21 protein-coding genes are annotated in these 19,140 nt (G+C 74.9%); 10 read left to right on the forward strand and 11 right to left on the reverse strand.

From position 1 onward, the window contains the following. Positions 1 to 28: 28 nt before the first annotated feature. Entirely contained in the window at positions 29 to 310 is a 282-nt protein-coding gene (locus IF73_RS0121405) for a cation transporter (protein WP_031010478.1), read from the reverse strand. 186 nt (positions 311 to 496) lie between these two features. Between IF73_RS0121405 and IF73_RS0121410 the strand changes: the two genes are divergently transcribed. Genes IF73_RS0121410 through IF73_RS0121420 form a run of 3 tightly spaced genes read left to right on the forward strand, consistent with a single transcriptional unit; the run spans position 497 to position 3,183 of the window. Then, complete coding sequence (locus IF73_RS0121410) at positions 497 to 1,480, forward strand: hypothetical protein (RefSeq protein WP_031010480.1); 984 nt, start codon at positions 497 to 499, stop codon at positions 1,478 to 1,480. A gap of 51 nt (positions 1,481 to 1,531) precedes the next feature. Then, positions 1,532 to 2,224, forward strand: coding sequence for a copper homeostasis protein CutC (locus tag IF73_RS0121415; RefSeq protein WP_031010482.1), 693 nt, complete (start codon positions 1,532 to 1,534; stop codon positions 2,222 to 2,224). 56 nt (positions 2,225 to 2,280) lie between these two features. Beyond that, positions 2,281 to 3,183: an aminoglycoside phosphotransferase family protein gene (locus IF73_RS0121420; protein WP_031010484.1), complete on the forward strand. Its 903-nt coding sequence runs from the start codon at positions 2,281 to 2,283 to the stop codon at positions 3,181 to 3,183. 22 nt (positions 3,184 to 3,205) lie between these two features. Here the strand turns inward: IF73_RS0121420 and IF73_RS0121425 are convergent, their stop codons facing one another. Then, positions 3,206 to 5,230 (reverse strand): HelD family protein, encoded by a 2,025-nt coding sequence (locus IF73_RS0121425; RefSeq protein WP_031010487.1) that lies wholly within the window; start codon positions 5,228 to 5,230, stop codon positions 3,206 to 3,208. Between the two features lie 268 nt (positions 5,231 to 5,498). Between IF73_RS0121425 and IF73_RS41110 the strand changes: the two genes are divergently transcribed. Both IF73_RS41110 and IF73_RS0121435 read left to right on the forward strand, forming a co-directional pair. Continuing rightward, complete coding sequence (locus IF73_RS41110) at positions 5,499 to 5,672, forward strand: hypothetical protein (protein ID WP_158822091.1); 174 nt, start codon at positions 5,499 to 5,501, stop codon at positions 5,670 to 5,672. Between the two features lie 70 nt (positions 5,673 to 5,742). After that, positions 5,743 to 6,060: a hypothetical protein gene (locus IF73_RS0121435; protein ID WP_031010489.1), complete on the forward strand. Its 318-nt coding sequence runs from the start codon at positions 5,743 to 5,745 to the stop codon at positions 6,058 to 6,060. Between the two features lie 17 nt (positions 6,061 to 6,077). Here the strand turns inward: IF73_RS0121435 and IF73_RS0121440 are convergent, their stop codons facing one another. Then, positions 6,078 to 7,718 carry a DNA repair helicase XPB gene (locus IF73_RS0121440; RefSeq protein WP_031010491.1) on the reverse strand — a complete coding sequence of 547 codons (1,641 nt, stop codon included), beginning with the start codon at positions 7,716 to 7,718 and terminating at the stop codon, positions 6,078 to 6,080. 132 nt (positions 7,719 to 7,850) lie between these two features. Here IF73_RS0121440 and IF73_RS0121445 point away from each other — a divergent pair, with 132 nt between their 5' ends. After that, entirely contained in the window at positions 7,851 to 8,429 is a 579-nt protein-coding gene (locus IF73_RS0121445) for a Uma2 family endonuclease (protein ID WP_031010493.1), read from the forward strand. Between the two features lie 11 nt (positions 8,430 to 8,440). Here IF73_RS0121445 and IF73_RS0121450 read toward each other — a convergent pair whose 3' ends face one another. Further along, on the reverse strand, positions 8,441 to 8,827 hold the full coding sequence (locus IF73_RS0121450; RefSeq protein WP_031010495.1) for a glyoxalase: 387 nt from the start codon (positions 8,825 to 8,827) through the stop codon (positions 8,441 to 8,443). Positions 8,828 to 8,975: 148 nt separating this feature from the next. Between IF73_RS0121450 and IF73_RS0121455 the strand changes: the two genes are divergently transcribed. Then, complete coding sequence (locus tag IF73_RS0121455) at positions 8,976 to 9,350, forward strand: hypothetical protein (RefSeq protein ID WP_107049305.1); 375 nt, start codon at positions 8,976 to 8,978, stop codon at positions 9,348 to 9,350. A 15-nt stretch (positions 9,351 to 9,365) separates the two neighbouring features. Here the strand turns inward: IF73_RS0121455 and IF73_RS0121460 are convergent, their stop codons facing one another. Next, the gene (locus IF73_RS0121460; protein WP_031010500.1) at positions 9,366 to 12,032 is read right to left on the reverse strand and encodes a helicase C-terminal domain-containing protein; all 2,667 of its coding nucleotides are present in this window, start codon (positions 12,030 to 12,032) and stop codon (positions 9,366 to 9,368) included. A 76-nt stretch (positions 12,033 to 12,108) separates the two neighbouring features. Here IF73_RS0121460 and IF73_RS0121465 point away from each other — a divergent pair, with 76 nt between their 5' ends. After that, positions 12,109 to 13,206 carry a hypothetical protein gene (locus IF73_RS0121465; protein WP_031010502.1) on the forward strand — a complete coding sequence of 366 codons (1,098 nt, stop codon included), beginning with the start codon at positions 12,109 to 12,111 and terminating at the stop codon, positions 13,204 to 13,206. On the opposite strand, the gene IF73_RS0121470 is transcribed toward IF73_RS0121465, so the two are convergent. From IF73_RS0121470 to IF73_RS0121480, 3 genes are read right to left on the reverse strand one after another with little or no spacing between them, the layout of a single operon-like run. Further along, positions 13,168 to 13,998 carry an ABC transporter ATP-binding protein gene (locus IF73_RS0121470; protein ID WP_031010503.1) on the reverse strand — a complete coding sequence of 277 codons (831 nt, stop codon included), beginning with the start codon at positions 13,996 to 13,998 and terminating at the stop codon, positions 13,168 to 13,170. The genes IF73_RS0121465 and IF73_RS0121470 overlap by 39 nt on opposite strands. Next, positions 13,995 to 15,056: a FecCD family ABC transporter permease gene (locus IF73_RS0121475; protein WP_031010504.1), complete on the reverse strand. Its 1,062-nt coding sequence runs from the start codon at positions 15,054 to 15,056 to the stop codon at positions 13,995 to 13,997. Before IF73_RS0121475 ends, IF73_RS0121470 begins: the two co-directional genes overlap by 4 nt. Beyond that, entirely contained in the window at positions 15,053 to 16,057 is a 1,005-nt protein-coding gene (locus IF73_RS0121480; protein ID WP_031010506.1) for a FecCD family ABC transporter permease, read from the reverse strand. The genes IF73_RS0121475 and IF73_RS0121480 overlap by 4 nt, the downstream gene beginning before the upstream one ends. An 80-nt stretch (positions 16,058 to 16,137) precedes the next feature. Here IF73_RS0121480 and IF73_RS0121485 point away from each other — a divergent pair, with 80 nt between their 5' ends. Then, entirely contained in the window at positions 16,138 to 16,773 is a 636-nt protein-coding gene (locus tag IF73_RS0121485; RefSeq protein ID WP_031010507.1) for an HAD family hydrolase, read from the forward strand. On the opposite strand, the gene IF73_RS0121490 is transcribed toward IF73_RS0121485, so the two are convergent. Next, a complete protein-coding gene (locus IF73_RS0121490; RefSeq protein WP_031010509.1) occupies positions 16,770 to 17,036 on the reverse strand; it encodes a hypothetical protein in 267 nt (88 codons plus the stop codon). The two genes, IF73_RS0121485 and IF73_RS0121490, sit on opposite strands and share 4 nt — an antisense overlap. A gap of 142 nt (positions 17,037 to 17,178) precedes the next feature. On the opposite strand from IF73_RS0121490, the gene IF73_RS42750 reads away from it, so the two are divergent. Beyond that, a complete protein-coding gene (locus IF73_RS42750) occupies positions 17,179 to 17,562 on the forward strand; it encodes a cold-shock protein (protein ID WP_030497965.1) in 384 nt (127 codons plus the stop codon). 4 nt (positions 17,563 to 17,566) lie between these two features. Here IF73_RS42750 and IF73_RS0121500 read toward each other — a convergent pair whose 3' ends face one another. Continuing rightward, positions 17,567 to 18,412, reverse strand: coding sequence for a 1,4-dihydroxy-6-naphthoate synthase (locus IF73_RS0121500; RefSeq protein ID WP_031010512.1), 846 nt, complete (start codon positions 18,410 to 18,412; stop codon positions 17,567 to 17,569). Then, a complete protein-coding gene (locus IF73_RS0121505) occupies positions 18,403 to 19,137 on the reverse strand; it encodes a futalosine hydrolase (RefSeq protein WP_037879947.1) in 735 nt (244 codons plus the stop codon). Before IF73_RS0121505 ends, IF73_RS0121500 begins: the two co-directional genes overlap by 10 nt. Between the last annotated feature and the right edge of the window lie 3 nt (positions 19,138 to 19,140).

A 19,140-nucleotide genomic window follows, 5' to 3' on the forward strand; every position in this document is an offset into this window, starting at 1 on the left:
CAGGCGCGGTCGGTCACGGTGCCGACGGTCAGGCGCGGCCGGTCAGCTCGTAGCCCGCGTCGTCCACCGCCGCGGCGACGGCGGCGTCGTCCGGGGCGCCGTCGGTGGTGACGGTCACCCGGCCGGCGTCGACGTCGACGTCCACGGAGAGGACGCCCTCGAGCGCGCCGACGGCGGTGGTGACGGCCGTCCGGCAGTGGCCGCAGGTCATGCCGGAGACCGCGTAGACGGTGCTGGTGGCGTCGGCGACGGCGACCGCCGTGGTGGTGCCGGTCGAGCAGCTGTTGTCGGGGGTGCAGCAGGAACCCATGTCGTCCTCCATCGTGTGTCCGGTGGACCGAGATACCCTCGGGGGGTATCGGCGGTGTGGGTCCATGTATACCCCCCGGTGGTATCCGGCGCAAGTGTCGAACCGGCTTGACTTGATACCCCCTAGGGGTATGGTGAAGTGCAGGGAACAGAGGAACCCCGCCACCGCGCATCAGGGAGAGCAGCCATGAACACCGGACTGAAGATCACCGCCTTCGCCGCCGCGCTCGCCGCGACCTTCGGCACCGCGTACGGGGTCGGGAAGGGCGTCGGCCCGGTGGAGGAGCCCCAGAAGGCGGAACACGGCGACCACGCCGCCGCGACCCCGCGGCCCAGCGCCTCCGCCGACGGCCACGCGGGCCACGACGAGACCGCCCCCGCCCAGGCCGGCACGGAACTCCCCGGCGGCCTCCAGGTCTCCGACGGCGGCTACACCCTCGCCCTGCAGACCCCCACCCCGCCGGCCGGCCGCAGCACCCTGAGGTTCTCCATCCAGGACGCCGCCGGGAAGAAGGTCACCGCCTTCACCACCGAGCACGGCAAGGAGCTCCACTTCATCGTCGCCTCCCGCGACCTGACGGTCTTCCGCCACCTCCACCCCGTGAAGGCCGCCGACGGCACGTGGACCGTCGAGGCCGACCTGCCGGCCGCCGGCGGCTACAAGGCGTTCGCCGACTTCAAGCCCGCCGCGAAGGGCGCGAAGAACCTCACCCTCGGCGTCGACCTCGGCGTCCCCGGCGCCTACACCCCCAAGCCGCTCCCCGCCGCCGCGTCCACCGCCACCGTCGACGGCTACCAGGTCCGCCTCCGCGGCACCCTCGACCCCGGCAAGGCCGGTGAGCTGCGCCTCACCGTCTCCAAGGCGGGCAAGCCGGTCACCGACCTGGAGCCCTACCTCGGCGCGTACGGGCACCTGGTCGCCCTCCGCCAGGGCGACCTCGCCTACCTCCACGTCCACCCGAACGAGGGCGGCCCCGGCCCCGACGTCTCCTTCACCGCCACCGCGCCGAGCGCCGGCACGTACCGCCTCTTCCTCGACTTCCAGCACCAGGGCGAGGTCCGCACGGCCGCCTTCACCGTGAAGGCCGGCGCCCCCTCCACGGCCACGGCCCCGGCCGCGACGCCCTCGGAGACGGCGGAGCACGATGCGGGAGGTCACTCGCACGGCTAGTCTGTTCATTGGACTAGACCTGTAGGCGTCGCCGACGGAGGAAGAAGCGCCATGAGCAACCGTGCTGTCCTGGAGGTGATCGCCCTCGACGAGCGGGACGCGGTCGCCGCCCAGACCGGGGGCGCCGACCGCCTCGAACTCGTCACCGACATGGCGGCGGACGGCCTCACCCCGTCGACCGCCGCCTTCACCGCCATCCGCCGCGCGGTCGACCTCCCCCTCCGCGTGATGCTCCGGCTGGCCGACGGCTTCGCCGCCGGAGACGTCGACGCCCTGGTCGGCCGCGCCACGGAGCTCCGCGCGGCCGGCGCCGACGAGTTCGTCCTCGGCTTCCTCACCCCCGACGGCGAGCCCGACCTGGTCGCCGTCGAACGCCTCATCGCGGTCCTCGACGGCGCCCGCTGGACCTTCCACCGCGCCATCGACCGCGCCGCCGACCGCGACGGCCTCCGCAAGCGCCTCGCCGACCTCCCCGGCCTCGACACCTACCTCACCGCCGGCTCCGCCGCCGGCGTGGACACCGGCCTCCCGGTCCTCGAAGCCGAGGCCGCCCGCACCGGCGAACCCGGCTACGAGCCGCAGATCCTGGTCGGCGGCGGCCTCCGCCTCGACCACCTGCCGCGCCTCCGCGCCGCCGGCCTCACCGCCTTCCACATCGGCGGCGCCGCCCGCCCCCAGGGCTGGACCGCCCCGGTCTCCGCCGACGCGGTCCGCACCTGGCGCGCGGCCGTCGACGCCCCGTAACGCACCCCCGCGAAAACCCGGTGCGGGCCCACAGCCCGGTCACTAGCCTCGCGCGCATGGCGGACGGAATCGACGAAGCGCTCGTACGACGGCTGGTGGCCGCGCAGTTCCCGCACTGGGCCGGGCTCGACGTGCGGCGGGTGGCCTCGGCCGGGACGGACAACGCGATGTTCCGGCTCGGCGACGACCTCGTCGTACGGCTGCCGAAGGCGGAGTGGGCGGCCGGCCAGATCGAGAAGGAACAGCGCTGGCTGCCCCGGCTCGCCCCCGCGCTGCCCCTCCCCGTGCCGGTACCGCTCGGCGCCGGCGCCGCCACCGAGGACTTCGACCAGCCCTGGGGCGTGTACGGCTGGCTCTCCGGCGCCGACGCATGGGCCTCGCCGGTCACCGATCTCGCGCACGCCGCCGAGGAGTTGGGCCGCTTCGGAGTCGCCCTGCGGTCGGCCGACGCCACCGGCGGGCCCCGCTCCTTCCGCGGCGGCGCCGTCACCGCATGGGAGGGCGGCCACCTGCCGAAGGCCGTCGCCGCGCTGTCCGCCGCCGGACTGCTCGACGCGTCCACGGCCCTGGCCGCCTGGGACCGGACCCTCGCCCTCCCCGCCTGGGACCGGGACCCGGTCTGGCTGCACGGCGACCTCCTCCCCGGAAACCTCCTCACCCACGACGGCCGCCTCAGCGCCGTCATCGACTTCGGCGGCCTCGGCACCGGCGACCCCGCCGCCGACCTCCTCCCCGCCTGGACCCTCCTCACCCCCGCCACCCGCCCCCTCTTCCGCACCGCCTCCCGACTGGACGACGCCACCTGGTCCCGGGGCCGGGGCTGGGCCCTCTGCTGGGGCCTCGTCACGGACTACTACTACGGCGACACCCCGGGCCCCGACACAGCCCCCACCCCGAACCCGGTGCTGGCGGCGGTCGCCCGCAGAGCCTGGACGGAAGCCCTCCCCGAGTACGCCTGACCCCCGGCGACGGATCGGCGGGCTACAACTGCCCCGGCAGCGGTGCCCCGTGGACGATCGTCAGGCCGGAGACCGCTCGGGTGAGGGCCACGTAGAGGCGTCGGAGGCCGGTCCGTTCGTCGGGTTCGCCGTCGACGACCGCCGCCGGCTCGTCGAGGACGACGTAGTCGTACTCCAGGCCCTTCGCCAGCGAGGCCGGGACCAGCGTGAGGCGGGACTCCGCGGTGGTCTCCTCGCCGGGGGACAGATACGACAGGCCGGCCGCCCGCAGCGCCTCCGCCAGCGGGGCGATCCGCGCGTCCGCGGCGATCAGGCCGATCGAGCCCTCGTTCCCGAGCGCGTCCACGCACGCCGCGACCACCGCCGCGTCGGACGTCGCCCCACGGATCTCGAAGGCGCCCGGGTTCTCCCGCACCGACTCCACCGGCGCGAGGCCCGGCGCCATGTGCGGCAGCAGCCGGGAGGCGTACGCGATGACCTCGCTCGGCACGCGGAAGCCGGCCGTCAGCTCCTCCACCCGGGAGCCCGGCTTGCCGAGGTGCGCGAGGGCGGTCTCCCAACTCTCCGTCGCCCAGGGGGTGGTGCCCTGCGCCAGGTCGCCGAGGATGGTCGCCGAGCCGGTGGTGCAGCGCCGGCCCACCGCCCGGTACTGCATGGGGGAGAGGTCCTGCGCCTCGTCGAGGACGACGTGCCCGAGCGAAGGGGTCCGCTCGACCAGGTCCGTCACCTCGTCGATCAGCACCGTGTCGGCCGCCGACCACTTCGCGGTCTTCACGCTCCGCGCCGGCTTCGCCCACAGCAGCAGCTTCTGCTCCTCCTCGCTCAGCACGCCCTCCGCGTGCTCCGCCAGGAACTCCGCGTCGCCGAGCAGCCGCAGCACCAGCTTCGCGGGCTCGACCGGCGGCCAGCACTCCTTCACCACGGCCTTCACCGCCGCGTTCCGCGCGACCGCGTTCTGCACCCGGTCGTCGGGCGCCTCGCCCGCCTGCTCCATCCGGACGAGGACCGCGTGCGCGATGCGCTGCGGCAGCGCCTCCCGGGCCGCCCCGTACCGGATGTCACGCGCCGTCAGCTCCCGGACGATCTCCTCCAGTTCGTACGCCGGCACCCGCCAGCGCCGCGAGCCGCGCACGACCATCAGCGGCTCCTTCGGCAGCGTCACGTGCGACCAGACGGCCCGCCGCAGCACCTCCGCCATCCGGGCGTCGCCCTTCACCACCGCCGTCGCCGCCTCGTCCGCACCGCGCACCTCGACGTGGGCCACGAGGTCGTCGACCGTGGCCTGCTTCACCTCCAGCTCGCCGAGCGCGGGGAGGACCTGCTCGATGTACTGGAGGAAGGAACGGTTCGGCCCGATGACGAGGGTCCCGGTGCGGGCCAGCCGCTCCCGGTGGGCGTACAGCAGATAGGCGACACGGTGCAGGCCGACCGCCGTCTTTCCGGTACCCGGGCCTCCCTGCACGCACAGCGTGCCGGACAGGTCGGAGCGGACGATCTCGTCCTGCTCGGGCTGGATCGTCGCCACGATGTCCCGCATGGGACCGACGCGCGGCCGCTCGATCTCCGCCTGGAGCAGCCGGCTCGTCTGTTCCAGCTCCGCCGGGTCGGACAGGTGCTCGTCCTCGTACGCGGTGAGCTCGCCGCCCGTGTAGCCGAAGCGGCGACGGAGCCCGACGTCCTGCGGGTCCTTCTTCGACGCCTGGTAGTACGGCTGCGAGACCGGCGCGCGCCAGTCGATGACCATGGGGTCGCCCTGCGCGTCGTGGACGTGCCGGCGGCCGATGTAGAAGCGCTGCCCGTGCTGGGTGGGCGGCAGGTAGTCGAGCCGGCCGAAGAAGAGCGGCGTGTGGGCGAGGTCCGCGAGCGCCTTGATGCGGTCCTCGATCTGCCGTTCCAGGACGATCGAGTTGACCCAGTTCGCGGTGACGTCCTTGATGTCCAGCGCCTCCACCTCCTCGCGCATCGCGCGCAGCGCGGCGCGGGAGGCGGAGAGGTGGGTCCGCTCGCGCACGAGCGGGTCGTCGGTGGGCACAGCTTCGGTGGGCACAGCTGCGGACACGGTGAAGCCTCCGGTCGGACTCAAGGACTCACGGACACACGGACACGTCGATGTGGCCGCCGGTTTCCGACCGGACGGCGGCGCTCTCCGTACGCGGACGGGAGGCGGGGAAGCCGGTGATTCTAACTCGGTGCCGGGGTCGGGGCGAATCCGTTTCCCGTAGGGGGCGGGGTCCGCCGTAAGGGGGACCCCGGTTCGCCCCGGGTTCCGCCCCCAGGGCGATGTGCGGGGAATGTCCGGATTCCATGATGGAGTCATGACCGCGACGACCTTCACCCTCGTGACCACCGTCCCCCGCCCCCGCCGGTTCGTGGCCGCGCTGCGGGCCTTCGGCTCCGCCGCCGTGGGCGTCACCCTCCTCGGCGACCTCGGCCCGCGGGAGGCGGGCGTCAGGAACCCCCGCCCCACGCACACGCGCGACCGGGACTGAGTACGTGCCCGGCCCCGGCTGAGTACCCGCACGCCTGCCGGCCCCCGGGCCGCGGTGGTGGGATCGGGGCATGACGACGGACACGCCCTCGAACCACGGCTCCCGGGACACCGTCCCCGGCACCGCCCTGAACTCCACGAACCTCCGCGTCCTCGCGGGCCTCGGTCTGCTGCTCGTCGCGGTCTGCACGGTGGCGACCATGGCGGTCACCCTCACCGACGCGATCTCCGACGACGGCGTCGGCGGCGCCTTCGTCACGGCCGGCTTCTGGTCCGCGGGCCTCGCGGCCCTGGCGGGCGTGGCGGCCCTCGCCGTCCCCCGCCGGACCCTCGTCGCCGCCCAGTACGTCCTGGCGGTCGCCGCCCCGCTCCTGGCTCTGATGGACTAGGCGGCGACCGGCCGGGGTCAGCCCCCCAGCAGCTCGTCCGCGTCCACGATCCGGTAGGCGTACCCCTGCTCCGCCAGGAACCGCTGCCGGTGCGCGGCGAAGTCCTGGTCGATGGTGTCGCGGGCGACGACCGAGTAGAAGTGCGCCTGGTGGCCGTCCGCCTTCGGGCGCAGCACCCGGCCGAGGCGCTGGGCCTCCTCCTGGCGGGAGCCGAAGGTGCCGGAGACCTGGATGGCGACCGTCGCCTCGGGCAGGTCGATCGAGAAGTTCGCGACCTTCGACACCACGAGCACGTTGATCTCGCCGTTGCGGAAGGCGTCGAAGAGCCGCTCCCGCTCCTTGTTGGACGTCTCGCCCTTGATGACCGGCGCGTCGAGGTGCGCGCCGAGCTCGTCGAGCTGGTCGATGTACTGGCCGATGACGAGGATCTGCTGCCCGGCGAACCTCTTCACCAGCGCCTCCGTCACCCGCCGCTTGGTCGCCGTCGTCGCGCAGAAGCGGTACTTCTCCTCCGCCTCGGCCGTCGCGTACGCCAGCCGCTCGGACTCGGTGAGGTTCACCCGCACCTCGACGCAGTCGGCGGGCGCGATGTACCCCTGCGCCTCGATCTCCTTCCACGGCGCGTCGAACCGCTTGGGCCCGATCAGCGAGAAGACGTCCGCCTCCTTGCCGTCCTCGCGGACGAGCGTCGCGGTCAGGCCGAGCCGGCGGCGGGCCTGGAGGTCGGCGGTGAACTTGAAGACCGGCGCGGGCAGCAGGTGCACCTCGTCGTAGACGATCAGGCCCCAGTCCCGGGAGTCGAAGAGCTCCAGGTGCGGGTAGACGCCCTTCCGCTTGGTGGTGAGGACCTGGTACGTGGCGATGGTGACGGGCCGGATCTCCTTCTTGGTCCCGCTGTACTCGCCGATCTCGTCCTCGGTCAGCGAGGTCCGCCGGACCAGCTCGTTCTTCCACTGCCGGGCGGAGACGGTGTTGGTGACGAGGATCAGCGTGGTCGCCCGGGCCTTCGCCATCGCGCCCGCCCCGACCAGCGTCTTCCCGGCGCCGCAGGGCAGCACGACGACGCCGCTGCCGCCGTGCCAGAACCCCTCGACGGCGTGCTGCTGGTACGGCCGCAGGCTCCAGCCGTCCTCGGCGAGGTCGATCGGGTGCGCCTCGCCGTCGACGTATCCGGCGAGGTCCTCGGCGGGCCAGCCGAGCTTCAGCAGCGTCTGCTTGATCTGGCCGCGCTCGGAGGGGTGCACGACGACCGTGTCGGGGTCGATCCGCGCGCCGACGAGCGGCTGCACCCGCTTCGACCGCAGGATCTCCTCCAGCACGGGCCGGTCGGTGGTGGTCAGCACGAGTCCGTGCGCGGGGTGCTTGGAGAGCGTGAGCCGCCCGTACCGGTCCATGGTCTCGGCGATGTCGACGAGCAGCGCGTGCGGCACCGGGTAGCGGGAGTACTCCACGAGCGCGTCCACGACCTGCTCGGCGTCGTGCCCGGCGGCCCGCGCGTTCCACAGCCCGAGCGGCGTCACCCGGTACGTGTGGATGTGCTCGGGCGCCCGCTCCAGCTCGGCGAAGGGCGCGATGGCCCGCCGGCAGGCGTCGGCGAGCTCGTGGTCGACCTCCAGGAGCAGCGTCTTGTCACTCTGGACGATGAGTGGCCCGTTCACGCGCGATCAGGTCCTTCCGGCAGCAGGCCGTTCCCGTAACGGCCAATCCTCCAGTCTGCCCGATGCGGGGCCGTGGTCGGCGGGGGCTGCCACACTGGACGCGACGGACTGCCGAGAGGGAGGTGGCAAGCGATGAGCGTCGCGCATGATCCGCATGACGGGCCCTGGACGATCGAGGAGGTCCTGGCTCTGGGGGAGGACCGTGGTCAGCGTCGTGAATTGATGGGGGAAGCGCTCTTGACGTCACCGGCTCCGGGATTCATGCACCAGCGGGCCTCGTTCCGCCTGGCGTCGCTCTTGGACCAGGCCGTTCAGGCGGCAGGTGTGTCGGCAGAGGTCCTGGAAGCTGTGAATGTCGTCCTGCCGGACGGTCTCTTCATTCCGGACATCGTCGTGGTCGAGGCGGCCGCCGCCGCCGAGAACCCGACGACGTGCGACGCCGACGCCGTCCTCCTCGTCGTCGAGATCGTCTCGCCCTCCTCCTCGGGGCGCCGGACCGACCGGCTGCTCAAGCCGCCGTACTACGCGGAGGCCGGGATCGAGCACCTGTGGCGTCTGGAGCTGGAGCCCGCGCCCGCGCTCGTCGTGTCCGAACTGAGCGACGGGCGGTATGTGGAGCGGGTGGTGGCGGAGGCCGGGCGGGGGACGGTCGTCGAGAAGCCGTTCCCGGTCGAGGTGGATCCGGGCCGCCTGGTGAGTCAGCGCCGCTGAGGGGGCCGAGCTCAGGTAGTGGGCTCCAGGAACTCCAGGCGGTTGCCGAGGTCGTCGGCGGTGTGGAAGCGGGTGTAGCCGGGGAAGGCGTCGTCCCAGGTGGCGGTCGTGCCCCGGCTCTCCAGGCGGGCGGCGAGGGCGTGGATGCCGGTGACGAGGATGCCGGGGTGGGCCTTGCGGGCGGGGCGGAAGTCGTCCTCGACGCCGAGGTGCACCTCGATGCCGCCGCCGCGGAACCAGCAGCCGCCGCGGGCCGCGAGGACCGGGGGCTTCTGGATCTCCGTCAGGCCGAGTGCGTCGCCCCAGAAGGCGCGGCAGGCGTCCTCGCCGCCCGGCGGGATGGAGAGCTGGACGTGGTGCAGGCCGGCCAGGGCGTAGGTCGAAGCCTCCGTCGACATGACGACAGTCCCCCTTGATGTCGAGAATCTTGATGTCAAGATAGTGGGCGGCGGAGGGCCGCCGCAAGAGCCGGCCTGAGTAGCGGGGCGCGTGAGGATGAGTAGGCGCGCGGTGGGACGGGCGGGGCGCGGCCGGTGGGATGGACGCATGAGCCAGCGCACCGCCCCCGCCCCTGCCGCCGCCCCTGCCCCTGCTCCTGCCCCCGACCCTGCCGCCGCCGACCCCCGCTGGTGGGCGGTGCCGCTGGCGGCGACCCTGCTCGCGCCCGTGCTGTCGTGCGGGGCGGCGGTCGCGGGGGACCTGTTCACGGCCCTTCCCGTCTTCCTCGCCGCCGGCTTCGTCCTGCCCCTCGCGGTCGTCGCGCCGGGCTGGTTCCTCGCCCGGACCGTGCGGCGGCGCCGGGCGCGCGTCCGGCTCGCGGTCACGGGGTGCGTCCTGGCGGCGGTCTACCCGCTGCTGCTGACCCAGGTCGCCTGGATGTACTTCTTCGTCATGCTGCTCACCGGCAACGTGCGCGCCTGACGGCCGGACCCGCGCTCAGACCTCCTCGTCCGCCAGTTCCGCCACGCCCGTGATGCGGTGCAGGGGGTACGTGCGGACCTCGTCGGCCGTGTGGTCGTAGCCGGTCACGAAGCCGCCCTCCACCCGGACCGGGGCGATGACCCGCTGGCTGGCGGCGCCCTCGGCGTTGACGTAGCCGATCCACACCGCCGAGCCCGTCATGGCCGCCGCCTGCACCGTCGCCAGGGTCTCGGCGGCCGAGGTGCGGGGCAGGCCGCCGGCCGTGACCGGCACGGCGGGTTCCTTGCGTACCGCCGTGGCGGCGTGGTCACCGGCCCGGATCGCCCGGACCGCCGCCGCGAGCAGCGTGGCGTCGGGGGTCGGCGGGCCGTCCGGGACGGGGGCCGGGGCGGTGCGGGGCGGGGTGCGGTGGACGTCGGCGCGGGTGATCAGGACGTCGCCCTCCGCGGACTCGGCGGCCGGTGCGTACCCCATCGACCGCAGCCCGTCGAGGAGCGACGCCGGGTCGGTCTGCGCGGCCAGCACCGTCGGCGCGAGGCGGCGCAGCCGCAGCGCGGCGGAGCGGCGGTCGGCCAGGATCTCGCCGAGCAGGGCGTCGTCGTCGCAGCGGACGTACGCGGACGCCGCGCCGATCCGCAGATGCCCGTGCTTCCGCGCCACGTCGTCGACGAGGTACGCGAGCGGCTGCGGCACCGGCGTCCGGGAGTGCGCGGCGAGGAAGGCGTGCAGGTCGGAGGCGGAGCGGCCGGTGTCGAGGGCCCGCCGCACCGAACCGGGCGTGAACCGGTAGACCGTCGCGCCACCCTTCGATTCCACGTCCGCCAGGACGGCGAGCGCGTCGGCCAGCGGCCGGAGCAGCGGGCCGGGGGCGACGGCGGTGAGGTCGGCCTGGAGGAGGACGTGGTCGACGGCCTGGGGCAGCAGCGGTTCGAGGAGCTCCGCCGCGCGTTCCACGGCGACCTCCGGCTCCACCCCGCCGCCCTCGGCGGCCGGTGGGGCGGCTTCGGAGAGCGGCAGGTTGAGCAGGGCCCGGGCGGCCGTGGACAGCGCGCCGCGGCCGGTGATCCCGAGGAGTTCGGCGTCGTCGAGGACCCAGCGGGCCAGGCGTTCCCGCAGGTCGGCGGGGGGACGTACGGCCGCCGGCTGCGTGGGCGCGGGGGCGGTGCGGACCTCCGAGGCCCAGGGCCCGGCCGCGCCGGGCTCGGCGGCGGCACCCGCCGCGGGAGCCGCCGCCGGGGCCCCGCCCGGACGGCCGGAGGCTCCGGCGCCGGAGGACCGTGAGGGCCGTTCCCAGCGCAGCCGGGCCAGCAGGGACTCCGGGTCGGCCGCCGCGCCCGGCGGCAGCGTCGCCAGCAGGCCGAGGACCCGGTGGCGCACCTCGGGCGCCGCCGCCCGGTCCAGGTCGGGGCCGAGCGCGGACAGCGTCCGGCCCTTCGCGTCCTGTCCGCCGGCCAGCCGCGGGGTGCGGGTCGCCGTCAGCCAGGGGGTGACGAGGCGGGCCCAGCGTTCGGCCGGCGGCTGGTCGAGCCAGTCGTCGTACGCGGGCGTCGGCGCGTACCGCTCGTCCGCCTCGCCGTCCGAGGCCAGCAGCCCCGCCCCGTACGCCAGTTCCAGCCAGAACGCGGCGACCGGCTCCGGCACGTCCAGCGCCGCCGCGGTCCGTTTGAGGTCCCGCACCGACAGGCCGCCGGCCCGGAGGACCGGCGGGCCGCCGTGGTCCCAGGACTTCAGCAGCTCCTCGACGGTCGAGAGCGCCCCGTACGCCTGCCCGGCGGCGGCGCTGTCCACAACCTGGGGACGGTACTCGCGCGCCACCCGCACCTCCGGGGCGCGCGGCTCCGGCGACCGGTGCGCCCGCCCGCCCCGCAGGTGCAGCGCCACCTCGCGCGGCAGCACCACCGTGCGCGGCGACACCGGCAGCAGCAGCCCCCGGTCCCGCAGCCAGCTCACCGGCGGCGTCGGCTTCGCCGTCACCTCGCCGTACGGCGGGCCCCACACGAGCCGGTCGAGCACGGCGAGGGCCTCCGGCGGCGCGGTGTCGAGGAGCGCCGCCATCCGCTCCCGGTCGGTGAAGAGCGCGGTGAGCGCGGCGACCGCGGACACCGGGTCGTGGGTGGACGGCAGCCCGGCGGCCGCCACGATCTCCTGGATCCTGCCCGGCGACATCCCGGCCGTCGACTCGGCGACGGTCGGCCCGAGCCCGGTGGGGGAGGGGTGCTGCGGCGACGGCGACAGCAGCTCGCGCGCGGTCCGTACGAGCCGCAGCCGGTCGTCGTCGCCCCACACCAGCGCCTGTTCGCGCAGCAGCGCCACCGCGCGGGGCAGCGCCGCCTCGATCTCGGGCTCCTCGTGTCCGCCGTCGTAGCCGGTGAACAGGTCGAGCAGGACCGGGTACGGCGCCGGGTCCGGCGCCACCGCCAGGGTCTCCGCCACCTGGAGCGAGAACCGGTCGAGCCGGTCGAGGGCCCGGACCACGGAGGCCCGCGTCCCGGCCCGGGTGGCCAGCTGCGTCAGATCGTTCGGCACCGGGCCGAGCAGGTCGGGGCGGGCCCGCAGCAGCGCCGCGAGACCGTCGTCCCCGCGCGCCCGCAGCGCCTCGGCCAGCGTGCGCGGGCTTCCCGCGGTCCCACTCGGACGTCCCTCGGGCACGTGCGCCTCCCGGTCCAGCTCGCCGATCCCCATCCGCCCCACGTTATCCGCTGTGCAGGCGCTACCGTCAGGACCGGGACGGCGTTCGGCCGGACGGTGGAGGGGCGGCGTGGGCATCGAGAGCGACCGGATGGTCTTCGACTACCTGAGCGAGGTCGGCGACCTGGCCCAGCAGCGGCAGCTCCCGCCGGGCGACCGCAGCGCCCTGGTGGCGGGCCTCCGCGACGAGATCGACCGCCGCCGCGCCACGTACGGCGAGGAGTCCCCGTCCGCCGTCCGGGGCATCCTCGGCGACCTGGGCACCCCGGACGAGGTCGTGGCGAGGGCGAAGGACGGCGACGGCGGGGGCAGGAGGGGTACGCCCCCGGCCCCCGCCCGGCCCCCGGCCCCCGGCCCGAAGCGCGGCGCCTGGTGGTCCGACACCGACACCGCGACCGGCGCCGGCGCCGGCACCAGCAGAACCAGCAGCACCGGCACCGGCTCCAGCAGCACCGGCACCGGCAGAACCAGCAGCACCGGCACCGGCTCCAGCAGCACCGGCACCGGCTCCAGCTCCAGCACCGGCACCGGCACCGAGTCCCCGCTCCGGAAAGAACCCGCCCCCGTCCCCCACCCCCGCGGCTGGTGGCACGGCGAGCCGGTCGAGCCCGGCGGCGACCTGGACCCGATGGTGCCCGGCTTCGTCGGCGGCGTGGAGGCATGGGAGCTCTTCCGCCCGCCGGAGCCCGAGGCGCCGGAGGAGGACGAGCCCGAGGAGGCGCCGGCCCCGGTGGGCCGCGCCCGCCGGCTGGCCCGCATCCTGCGGAGGCGCCGCCCCGAGCCGGAGGCGGCGGAGGAGGAGCCGGAGGAGGAGGCCGCGGCCCCGGCGCGCCGGGGCGTCGCCCATCCCTTCCTGCTGCTCGCCGCGCTGCTGCTGGTCGCGGGCGCGGCGTTCGGCTGGCTGCTCGCCCTGGCCGGCGGATGGCTGATCGCGTACGGCTCCCGCCGGCTGACCCCGGGCCAGGTCAAGACGGCCGTCCTGGTCCTCCCGGGTCTCGCCGCGGCGGGCTCCGCCGCCTGGCTGTGGGGCCGGCGGGACGGCCGCTGGGGCGACCCGCTCCCGCCGGAGGCCCTGAGCGCGGCCCTCGCCGACACCTGGCCCTGGACCCTGCGGGCGGCCGCCCTGCTGTCAGCCCTCTATCTGGTCCACCGCGCCCGCCGCGGCTGAGTCCCGGTCCTCCCAGGGCGCGCCGGGGACGACGAGCGGGGAGCCGGTCACCGGGTCGGGGACGACGACGGCCGGCAGGCCGAAGACGTCCCGGACCATGGCGTCCGTGACGACCTCGGCCGGCGGGCCCTGGGTGACGACCCGTCCGGCCTTCATCGCGATGAGGTGGTCCGCGTACCGCGCGGCCTGGTTCAGGTCGTGGAGGACGAGGACCACGGTCCGCCCGCGCGAGCGGTTGAGGCGGCGGACCAGGTCGAGGACCTCGACCTGGTGCGCGATGTCCAGGTAGGTGGTGGGCTCGTCGAGGAGGAGCAGATCGGTCTCCTGGGCGAGGGCCATCGCGATCCAGACGCGCTGCCGCTGCCCGCCGGACAGCTCGTCGACGGACCGGTCGGCGAGGGCGGCCACGTCGGTGCGGGCCATGGCCTCCGTGACGGCCCGCTCGTCCTCCTCGGACCACTGCTTCCACCACGCCTGGTGCGGCTGCCGGCCGCGGGCGACGAGGTCCGCGACGGTGATGGCCTCGGGCGCGACGGGCGTCTGCGGCAGCAGGCCGATCGAGCGGGCGATGGCCTTCGTGGGGAGCTTCGCCAGCTCCTCCCCGTCGAGCAGCACCGCGCCGCGGACCGGCCTGAGGAGCCGGCCGAGGGCGCGCAGGGTGGTGGACTTGCCGCAGGCGTTGGGGCCGACGATGACGGTCACCTTGCCGTCGGGGACCGCGAGGTCGAGGTCCTCGACGACGACCCGGTTCTCGTAGGCGAGGGTCAGCCCGCGGGCCGTCAGTCTGCTCATGCCTTCTCTCCCGTGCGGCTCCGGACGATGAGCCAGATCAGATACGGGGCGCCGACCGCCGCCGTGAGGACACCCACCGGCAGTTCCACCGGGGAGAACAGCCGCCGTCCCGCGAGGTCGGCGGCGGTGACGATCAGCGCGCCGAGCAGCGCCGAGCAGAACAGCGGGATCTGCGCGGTGCGCGTCACCCGGCGGGCGATCTGCGGGGCGAGCAGCGCGACGAAGTCGACGGGCCCGGCCACGCCGGTCGCGACGGAGGCGAGGACGACGCCCACCGCGACGAGCCCGAGCCGGACCCGCCCGAGGCGGACGCCGAGCGCGGTCGCGGTGGCGTCGTCGAGGGCGACGGTCCGCTGGGCGCGGGCGGCCCACAGCACGGCGGGCAGCAGGAGCAACAGCGTCCAGCGGACCGGCGCGGACTCCTCCCAGCCGCGCCCGTTGAGCGAGCCGGTCATCCAGATCTGCGCCTGCTGGGCGACGAGGTAGTCGCCCTTGGTCATGAAGAGGGTGATGAGGGACCGGAGGGCGATGGCGAAGCCGATGCCGATGAGGACGAAGCGGGTGGCGTGCAGTCCGCCGCGCCAGGCGAAGACGTAGACGAGCGCGGCGGCGAGGACGCCGCCGGCGATCGACAGGTACGGCAGCACCGTGTACGAGGCGAGGCCGAAGGTCATGGCGGCGACGGTGAGCGCGCCGGCGCCCTGGCTGATGCCGATGATGTCGGGCGAGGCGAGCGGGTTGCGGGCGACGGTCTGGATGAGCGCGCCGGCGATGCCGAAGGCGGCGCCGACGGCGAGCGCGGTGACGAGCCGCGGCACGCGCAGCTCCTCGACGACGAACGCGGCGGGGGAGTCGCCGCCGGTGAGGATCGTCAGGACCTCGCCGGGGGCGAGGGTCTTCTCGCCGACGCAGAGGTACGCGACGGAGGCCGCGGCGAGCAGCAGGAGCAGCGCGCCGGCGGCGAGGACGGAGCGCCGGTGGACGAGGAAGGAGGCGGGTCCGGTGCGGACGAGCCCGTATCCGGCGGGCCGCACGCCGGCGGTCTTGGTGAGGCTCACGCCGGCACCGCCTTCCGCCGGACCAGGGTCACCAGGAACGGCACGCCGATGAGGGCGGTCATGACGCCGGCGGGGACCTCGCCGGGCGGGAAGACGATCCGGCCGGCGACGTCGGCGACGAGCACCATCACGGGTCCGATGAGCGCGGCCATCGGCAGCACCCACCGGTGGTCGGAGCCGACGACGGCCCGGGCGATGTGGGGGACGGCGAGGCCGACGAAGGCGATGGGGCCGGCGGCGGCGACGGCCGCGCCGGTGAGGACGGTCGCGCCGAGGCCGCCGACGATCCGGACGGTGGCGACCTTCTGCCCGAGGCCCCTGGCGACGTCCTCGCCGAGCGCGAGCGCGTCGAGGCCGCGGGCGACGGCCAGCACGAGGACGGCGCCGAGCAGCAGGAACGGCCAGATCTGTCCGATCGTGGCGGCGTCGCGTCCGTCCAGGGAGCCGGTCTGCCAGAACCGGAACTCGTCGAGGGCGGCGGCCTTCGTGGTGAGCACGCCGGTCGTCACGGACAGCAGCAGCGCGTTGATCGCCGCGCCGCCGAGGGCCAGCTTCACGGGGGTGGCGCCGCCGCGGCCGCTGGAGGCGATCGCGTAGACGGCGACCGAGGCGAGCGCGGCGCCGGCGAAGGCGAACCACACGTAGCCGGAGAGGCTGTGCACGCCGAGGAAGGCGATGGCGAGGACGACGGCGACCGAGGAGCCCTGGCTGATGCCGAGGATGCCGGGGTCGGCGATGGGGTTGCGGGTGATGCCCTGGAGGGCGGTGCCGGCGAGCGCGAGGGCGGCGCCGACCATCAGCCCGATGACGGTGCGGGGGACGCGGAGCTCCCGGACGACCTCGGCGTCGTCGCCGCCGGCGCCGTGCAGGAGCGCGTCGAGGACGGTGCCGGGGGCGATCGGCCGGGCGCCGACGGCGAGGCTGAGGAGGACGGCGAGGAGCAGGGCGACGACGGCCGCCGAGGTCGCGAGGACCCGTCTGGAACGGAAAGCGGCTGTCATGTGCACCCATCGGGCGAGAAGGCGGTTCGGTAAGGCTTGGCTCAGTCTAAGCAGCCGCCGAATTCGAACACCCGGGCACAATGTCACCCATGACGACGAACGCTCCCGCAGGCCCGCTCACGGTCGGCTTCGACCTCGACCTGACCCTCCTCGACACCCGCCCCGGCATCCGCCTCACCTGGGAGACGTTCGCCGCCCGGTACGGCGTCGAGGTCGACTTCGACCTCGTCGTCAGCCGGCTCGGCCCGCCGCTGGAGCAGGAGATGGCCCACTGGGTGCCCGCCGACCAGGTCACCGAGATGACCGCCCGCTACCGCACCCTCTACGGCGTCCACGCCTTCGCGCCGACCGTCCCCATGCCGGGCGCCCGCGACGCCCTCGACGCCGTACGGGAGGCCGGCGGCCGGACCCTCGTCGTCACCGCCAAGAACGGCCCGCACGCCGAGCAGCACTTCGCCCACCTCGGCATCGAGCCCGACGCGGTCGTCGGCGGCCTGTTCGCCGAGGGCAAGGCGGAGGCCCTGCGCGCCCACGGCGCCTCCGTGTACGTCGGCGACCACACCGGCGACGTCCGCGGCGCGAAGGCCGCCGGCGCCCTGTCGGTGGCCGTCGCGACCGGCCCGTGCAGCCCCGAGGAGCTCCGCGAGGCGGGCGCCGACGTGGTCCTGGGGGACCTGACGGACTTCCGCGGCTGGTGGAAGACGTACCTCGGCTAAGCCGCCGACCGTCCCCGCCGCGCCTGCCGCCGCTGCGCCGCGACCGAGCGGAGCACCCCGGCGGCGGCGAGCGCGAAACCGACGCCCATCAGCATCGACACCAGGTAGGCGACGGTCGGGAAGGGATCGGTCCCGAGGAAGAGCGGGGCCACGGTGACCAGCGTCGCGACCGCCCCGACCGCGAAGACCACGACCCCCGCCTTGACGAGTCCGTCGCCCGGCGCGGAATCGTCCACCGGTCCTGTAGGGGTTTCACTGCGCATTCGGCCAGGGTAGTTCCCTGGGCGGAGGAACACTTCGGCGGCGTCTTGTCACAGGCCCCCGGAGCATTAGCCTTGGTGCCGGCGGGCCTGTCGACCCGCTGTTTCTTTTACCCCGACGAGTCAACGAGGACGAGGGACAGACGTGCCTACCGGCAAGGTCAAATGGTTCAACAGCGAGAAGGGCTTCGGCTTCCTCTCCCGCGATGACGGCGGTGACGTCTTCGTGCACTCGTCGGTGCTCCCTGCCGGAGTCGACGCACTGAAGCCGGGCCAGCGGGTGGAGTTCGGGGTCGTCGCCGGTCAGCGGGGTGACCAGGCGCTCTCGGTGACGGTCCTCGACCCGACCCCGTCGGTGGCGGCGGCGCAGCGCCGCAAGCCCGACGAACTGGCGTCGATCGTGCAGGACCTGACGACGCTCCTGGAGAACATCACGCCGATGCTGGAGCGCGGCCGGTACCCCGACAAGGCGGCCGGCAAGAAGATCGCGGGCCTGCTGCGGGCGGTCGCGGACCAGCTCGACGTGTAGGGCCTCACGGGAAGGACAGCGCGTCCGGGCCGAGGGGCGGCACCAGTCCCTCGGCCGCGGCCCGGGTGAGCAGCCCCCGGACCGCCGCGTAACCGGCCTCGCCGAGGTCGGCGGTGAACTCGTTCACGTACAGCCCGATGTGCTGGTCGGCGACCCTCGGGTCCATCTCCTGCGCGTGCTCCATGACGTACGGCCGCGACACCTCCGGGTCGTCCCACGCCATCCGCACCGAGCTCCGGGCGGAGTCGGCGAGCAGCCGCAGCGTCTCCGCGCCGAGCGAGCGGCGGGCGACGATCGCGCCGAGCGGGATCGGCAGCCCGGTGGTGGACTCCCAGTGCTCGCCCATGTCGGCGAGCCGGTGCAGCCCGTACGACGCGTACGTGAAGCGGGCCTCGTGGATGACGAGCCCCGCGTCGACCTTGCCGTCCCGGACGGCCGGCATGATCTCGTGGAACGGCATCACGACGACCTCGCCGACCCCGCCGGGCACGGTCTCGGCCGCCCACAGCCGGAAGAGGAGATACGCGGTCGAGCGCTCGCTCGGCACCGCGACCGTCCTCCCCCGCAGGTCGAGGCCCGGCTCGCGGGTCAGCACCAGCGGCCCGCAGCCCCGCCCGAGGGCGCCGCCGCAGGGCAGCAGCGCGTACTCGTCGAGGATCCACGGCAGGACCGCGTACGACACCTTCAGGACGTCGTGGGAGTCGGTGCCGCCCTCCGCCCAGCCGTTGGTGACGTCGATGTCGGCGAAGGTGACGTCCAGGCGCGGGGCGCCGGGGACGCGGCCGTGCGCCCAGGCGTCGAAGACGAAGGTGTCGTTCGGGCAGGGCGAGTAGGCGATCTTCAGCTGCACGGCCGGGCCTCCGACAGGGTCGATTCGAGTGCGGTCACGGCGTGCCGCAGGGCCTCCAGGGCGTCGCCGATCCGCCAGGCGGCGCGGTCGCGGGGCCCGACGGCGTTCGACACGGCCCGCAGCTCCAGGACGGGCGTGCCGTGCGCGGCGGCGGCCTCGGCGACCCCGAAGCCCTCCATCGCCTCGGCGGCGGCCCCCGGGTGGCGGGCGGCGAGCTGCTCGGCGCGGGCGGCGGTGCCGGTCACGGTGGAGACGGTCAGCACCGTCCCGGTGGTGTGCGGGAGCCCGGCGGCCGCGAGCGCGGCGGCGACGGGCCCGGTGAGACCGGCGGGCACGTGGTGGACGGAGCGGCCGAAGCCCAGCTCCTCGACGGGCACGAACCCGTCGGCGGTGTCGGCGCCCAGGTCGGCGGCGACGATCGCGTCGGAGACGACGAGCGAGCCGAGCGGGGCGCGGCCCGGGAAACCGCCGGCGATCCCGGCGGAGACGACCAGCCCGTACGGCTCGCCGGCGAGCGCGGCGCGGGTCAGCGCGGCCCCCGTCGCGGCGGCGACGGCGGCGGGCCCGACCCCGCCCACGAGGACGTCCGCGTCCTCGTACCGGCGCGGCGGAAGGCCACCCGGCACGGGAGGCTCCCCGCCCGGGCGGGCGGGCGTCGTGAGACCGCCGGCGACGGAGTCCGCCTCCGCCGCCACGGCCGTCACGATCAGGATCCGGCGGTGCACCGG

Source organism: Streptomyces sp. NRRL F-5727, assembly GCF_000719555.1.
Taxonomy (GTDB): Bacteria; Actinomycetota; Actinomycetes; order Streptomycetales; family Streptomycetaceae; genus Streptomyces.

Coding starts and splice junctions, on each gene's coding strand:
- IF73_RS0121405 (WP_031010478.1), bottom strand. CDS start 310: ATGGGTTCCTGCTGCACCCCCGACAACAGCTGCTCGACCGGCACCACC.
- IF73_RS0121410 (WP_031010480.1), top strand. CDS start 497: ATGAACACCGGACTGAAGATCACCGCCTTCGCCGCCGCGCTCGCCGCG.
- IF73_RS0121415 (WP_031010482.1), top strand. CDS start 1,532: ATGAGCAACCGTGCTGTCCTGGAGGTGATCGCCCTCGACGAGCGGGAC.
- IF73_RS0121420 (WP_031010484.1), top strand. CDS start 2,281: ATGGCGGACGGAATCGACGAAGCGCTCGTACGACGGCTGGTGGCCGCG.
- IF73_RS41110 (WP_158822091.1), top strand. CDS start 5,499: ATGACCGCGACGACCTTCACCCTCGTGACCACCGTCCCCCGCCCCCGC.
- IF73_RS0121435 (WP_031010489.1), top strand. CDS start 5,743: ATGACGACGGACACGCCCTCGAACCACGGCTCCCGGGACACCGTCCCC.
- IF73_RS0121445 (WP_031010493.1), top strand. CDS start 7,851: ATGAGCGTCGCGCATGATCCGCATGACGGGCCCTGGACGATCGAGGAG.
- IF73_RS0121450 (WP_031010495.1), bottom strand. CDS start 8,827: ATGTCGACGGAGGCTTCGACCTACGCCCTGGCCGGCCTGCACCACGTC.
- IF73_RS0121455 (WP_107049305.1), top strand. CDS start 8,976: ATGAGCCAGCGCACCGCCCCCGCCCCTGCCGCCGCCCCTGCCCCTGCT.
- IF73_RS0121460 (WP_031010500.1), bottom strand. CDS start 12,032: ATGGGGATCGGCGAGCTGGACCGGGAGGCGCACGTGCCCGAGGGACGT.
- IF73_RS0121470 (WP_031010503.1), bottom strand. CDS start 13,998: ATGAGCAGACTGACGGCCCGCGGGCTGACCCTCGCCTACGAGAACCGG.
- IF73_RS0121480 (WP_031010506.1), bottom strand. CDS start 16,057: ATGACAGCCGCTTTCCGTTCCAGACGGGTCCTCGCGACCTCGGCGGCC.
- IF73_RS0121485 (WP_031010507.1), top strand. CDS start 16,138: ATGTCACCCATGACGACGAACGCTCCCGCAGGCCCGCTCACGGTCGGC.
- IF73_RS0121490 (WP_031010509.1), bottom strand. CDS start 17,036: ATGCGCAGTGAAACCCCTACAGGACCGGTGGACGATTCCGCGCCGGGC.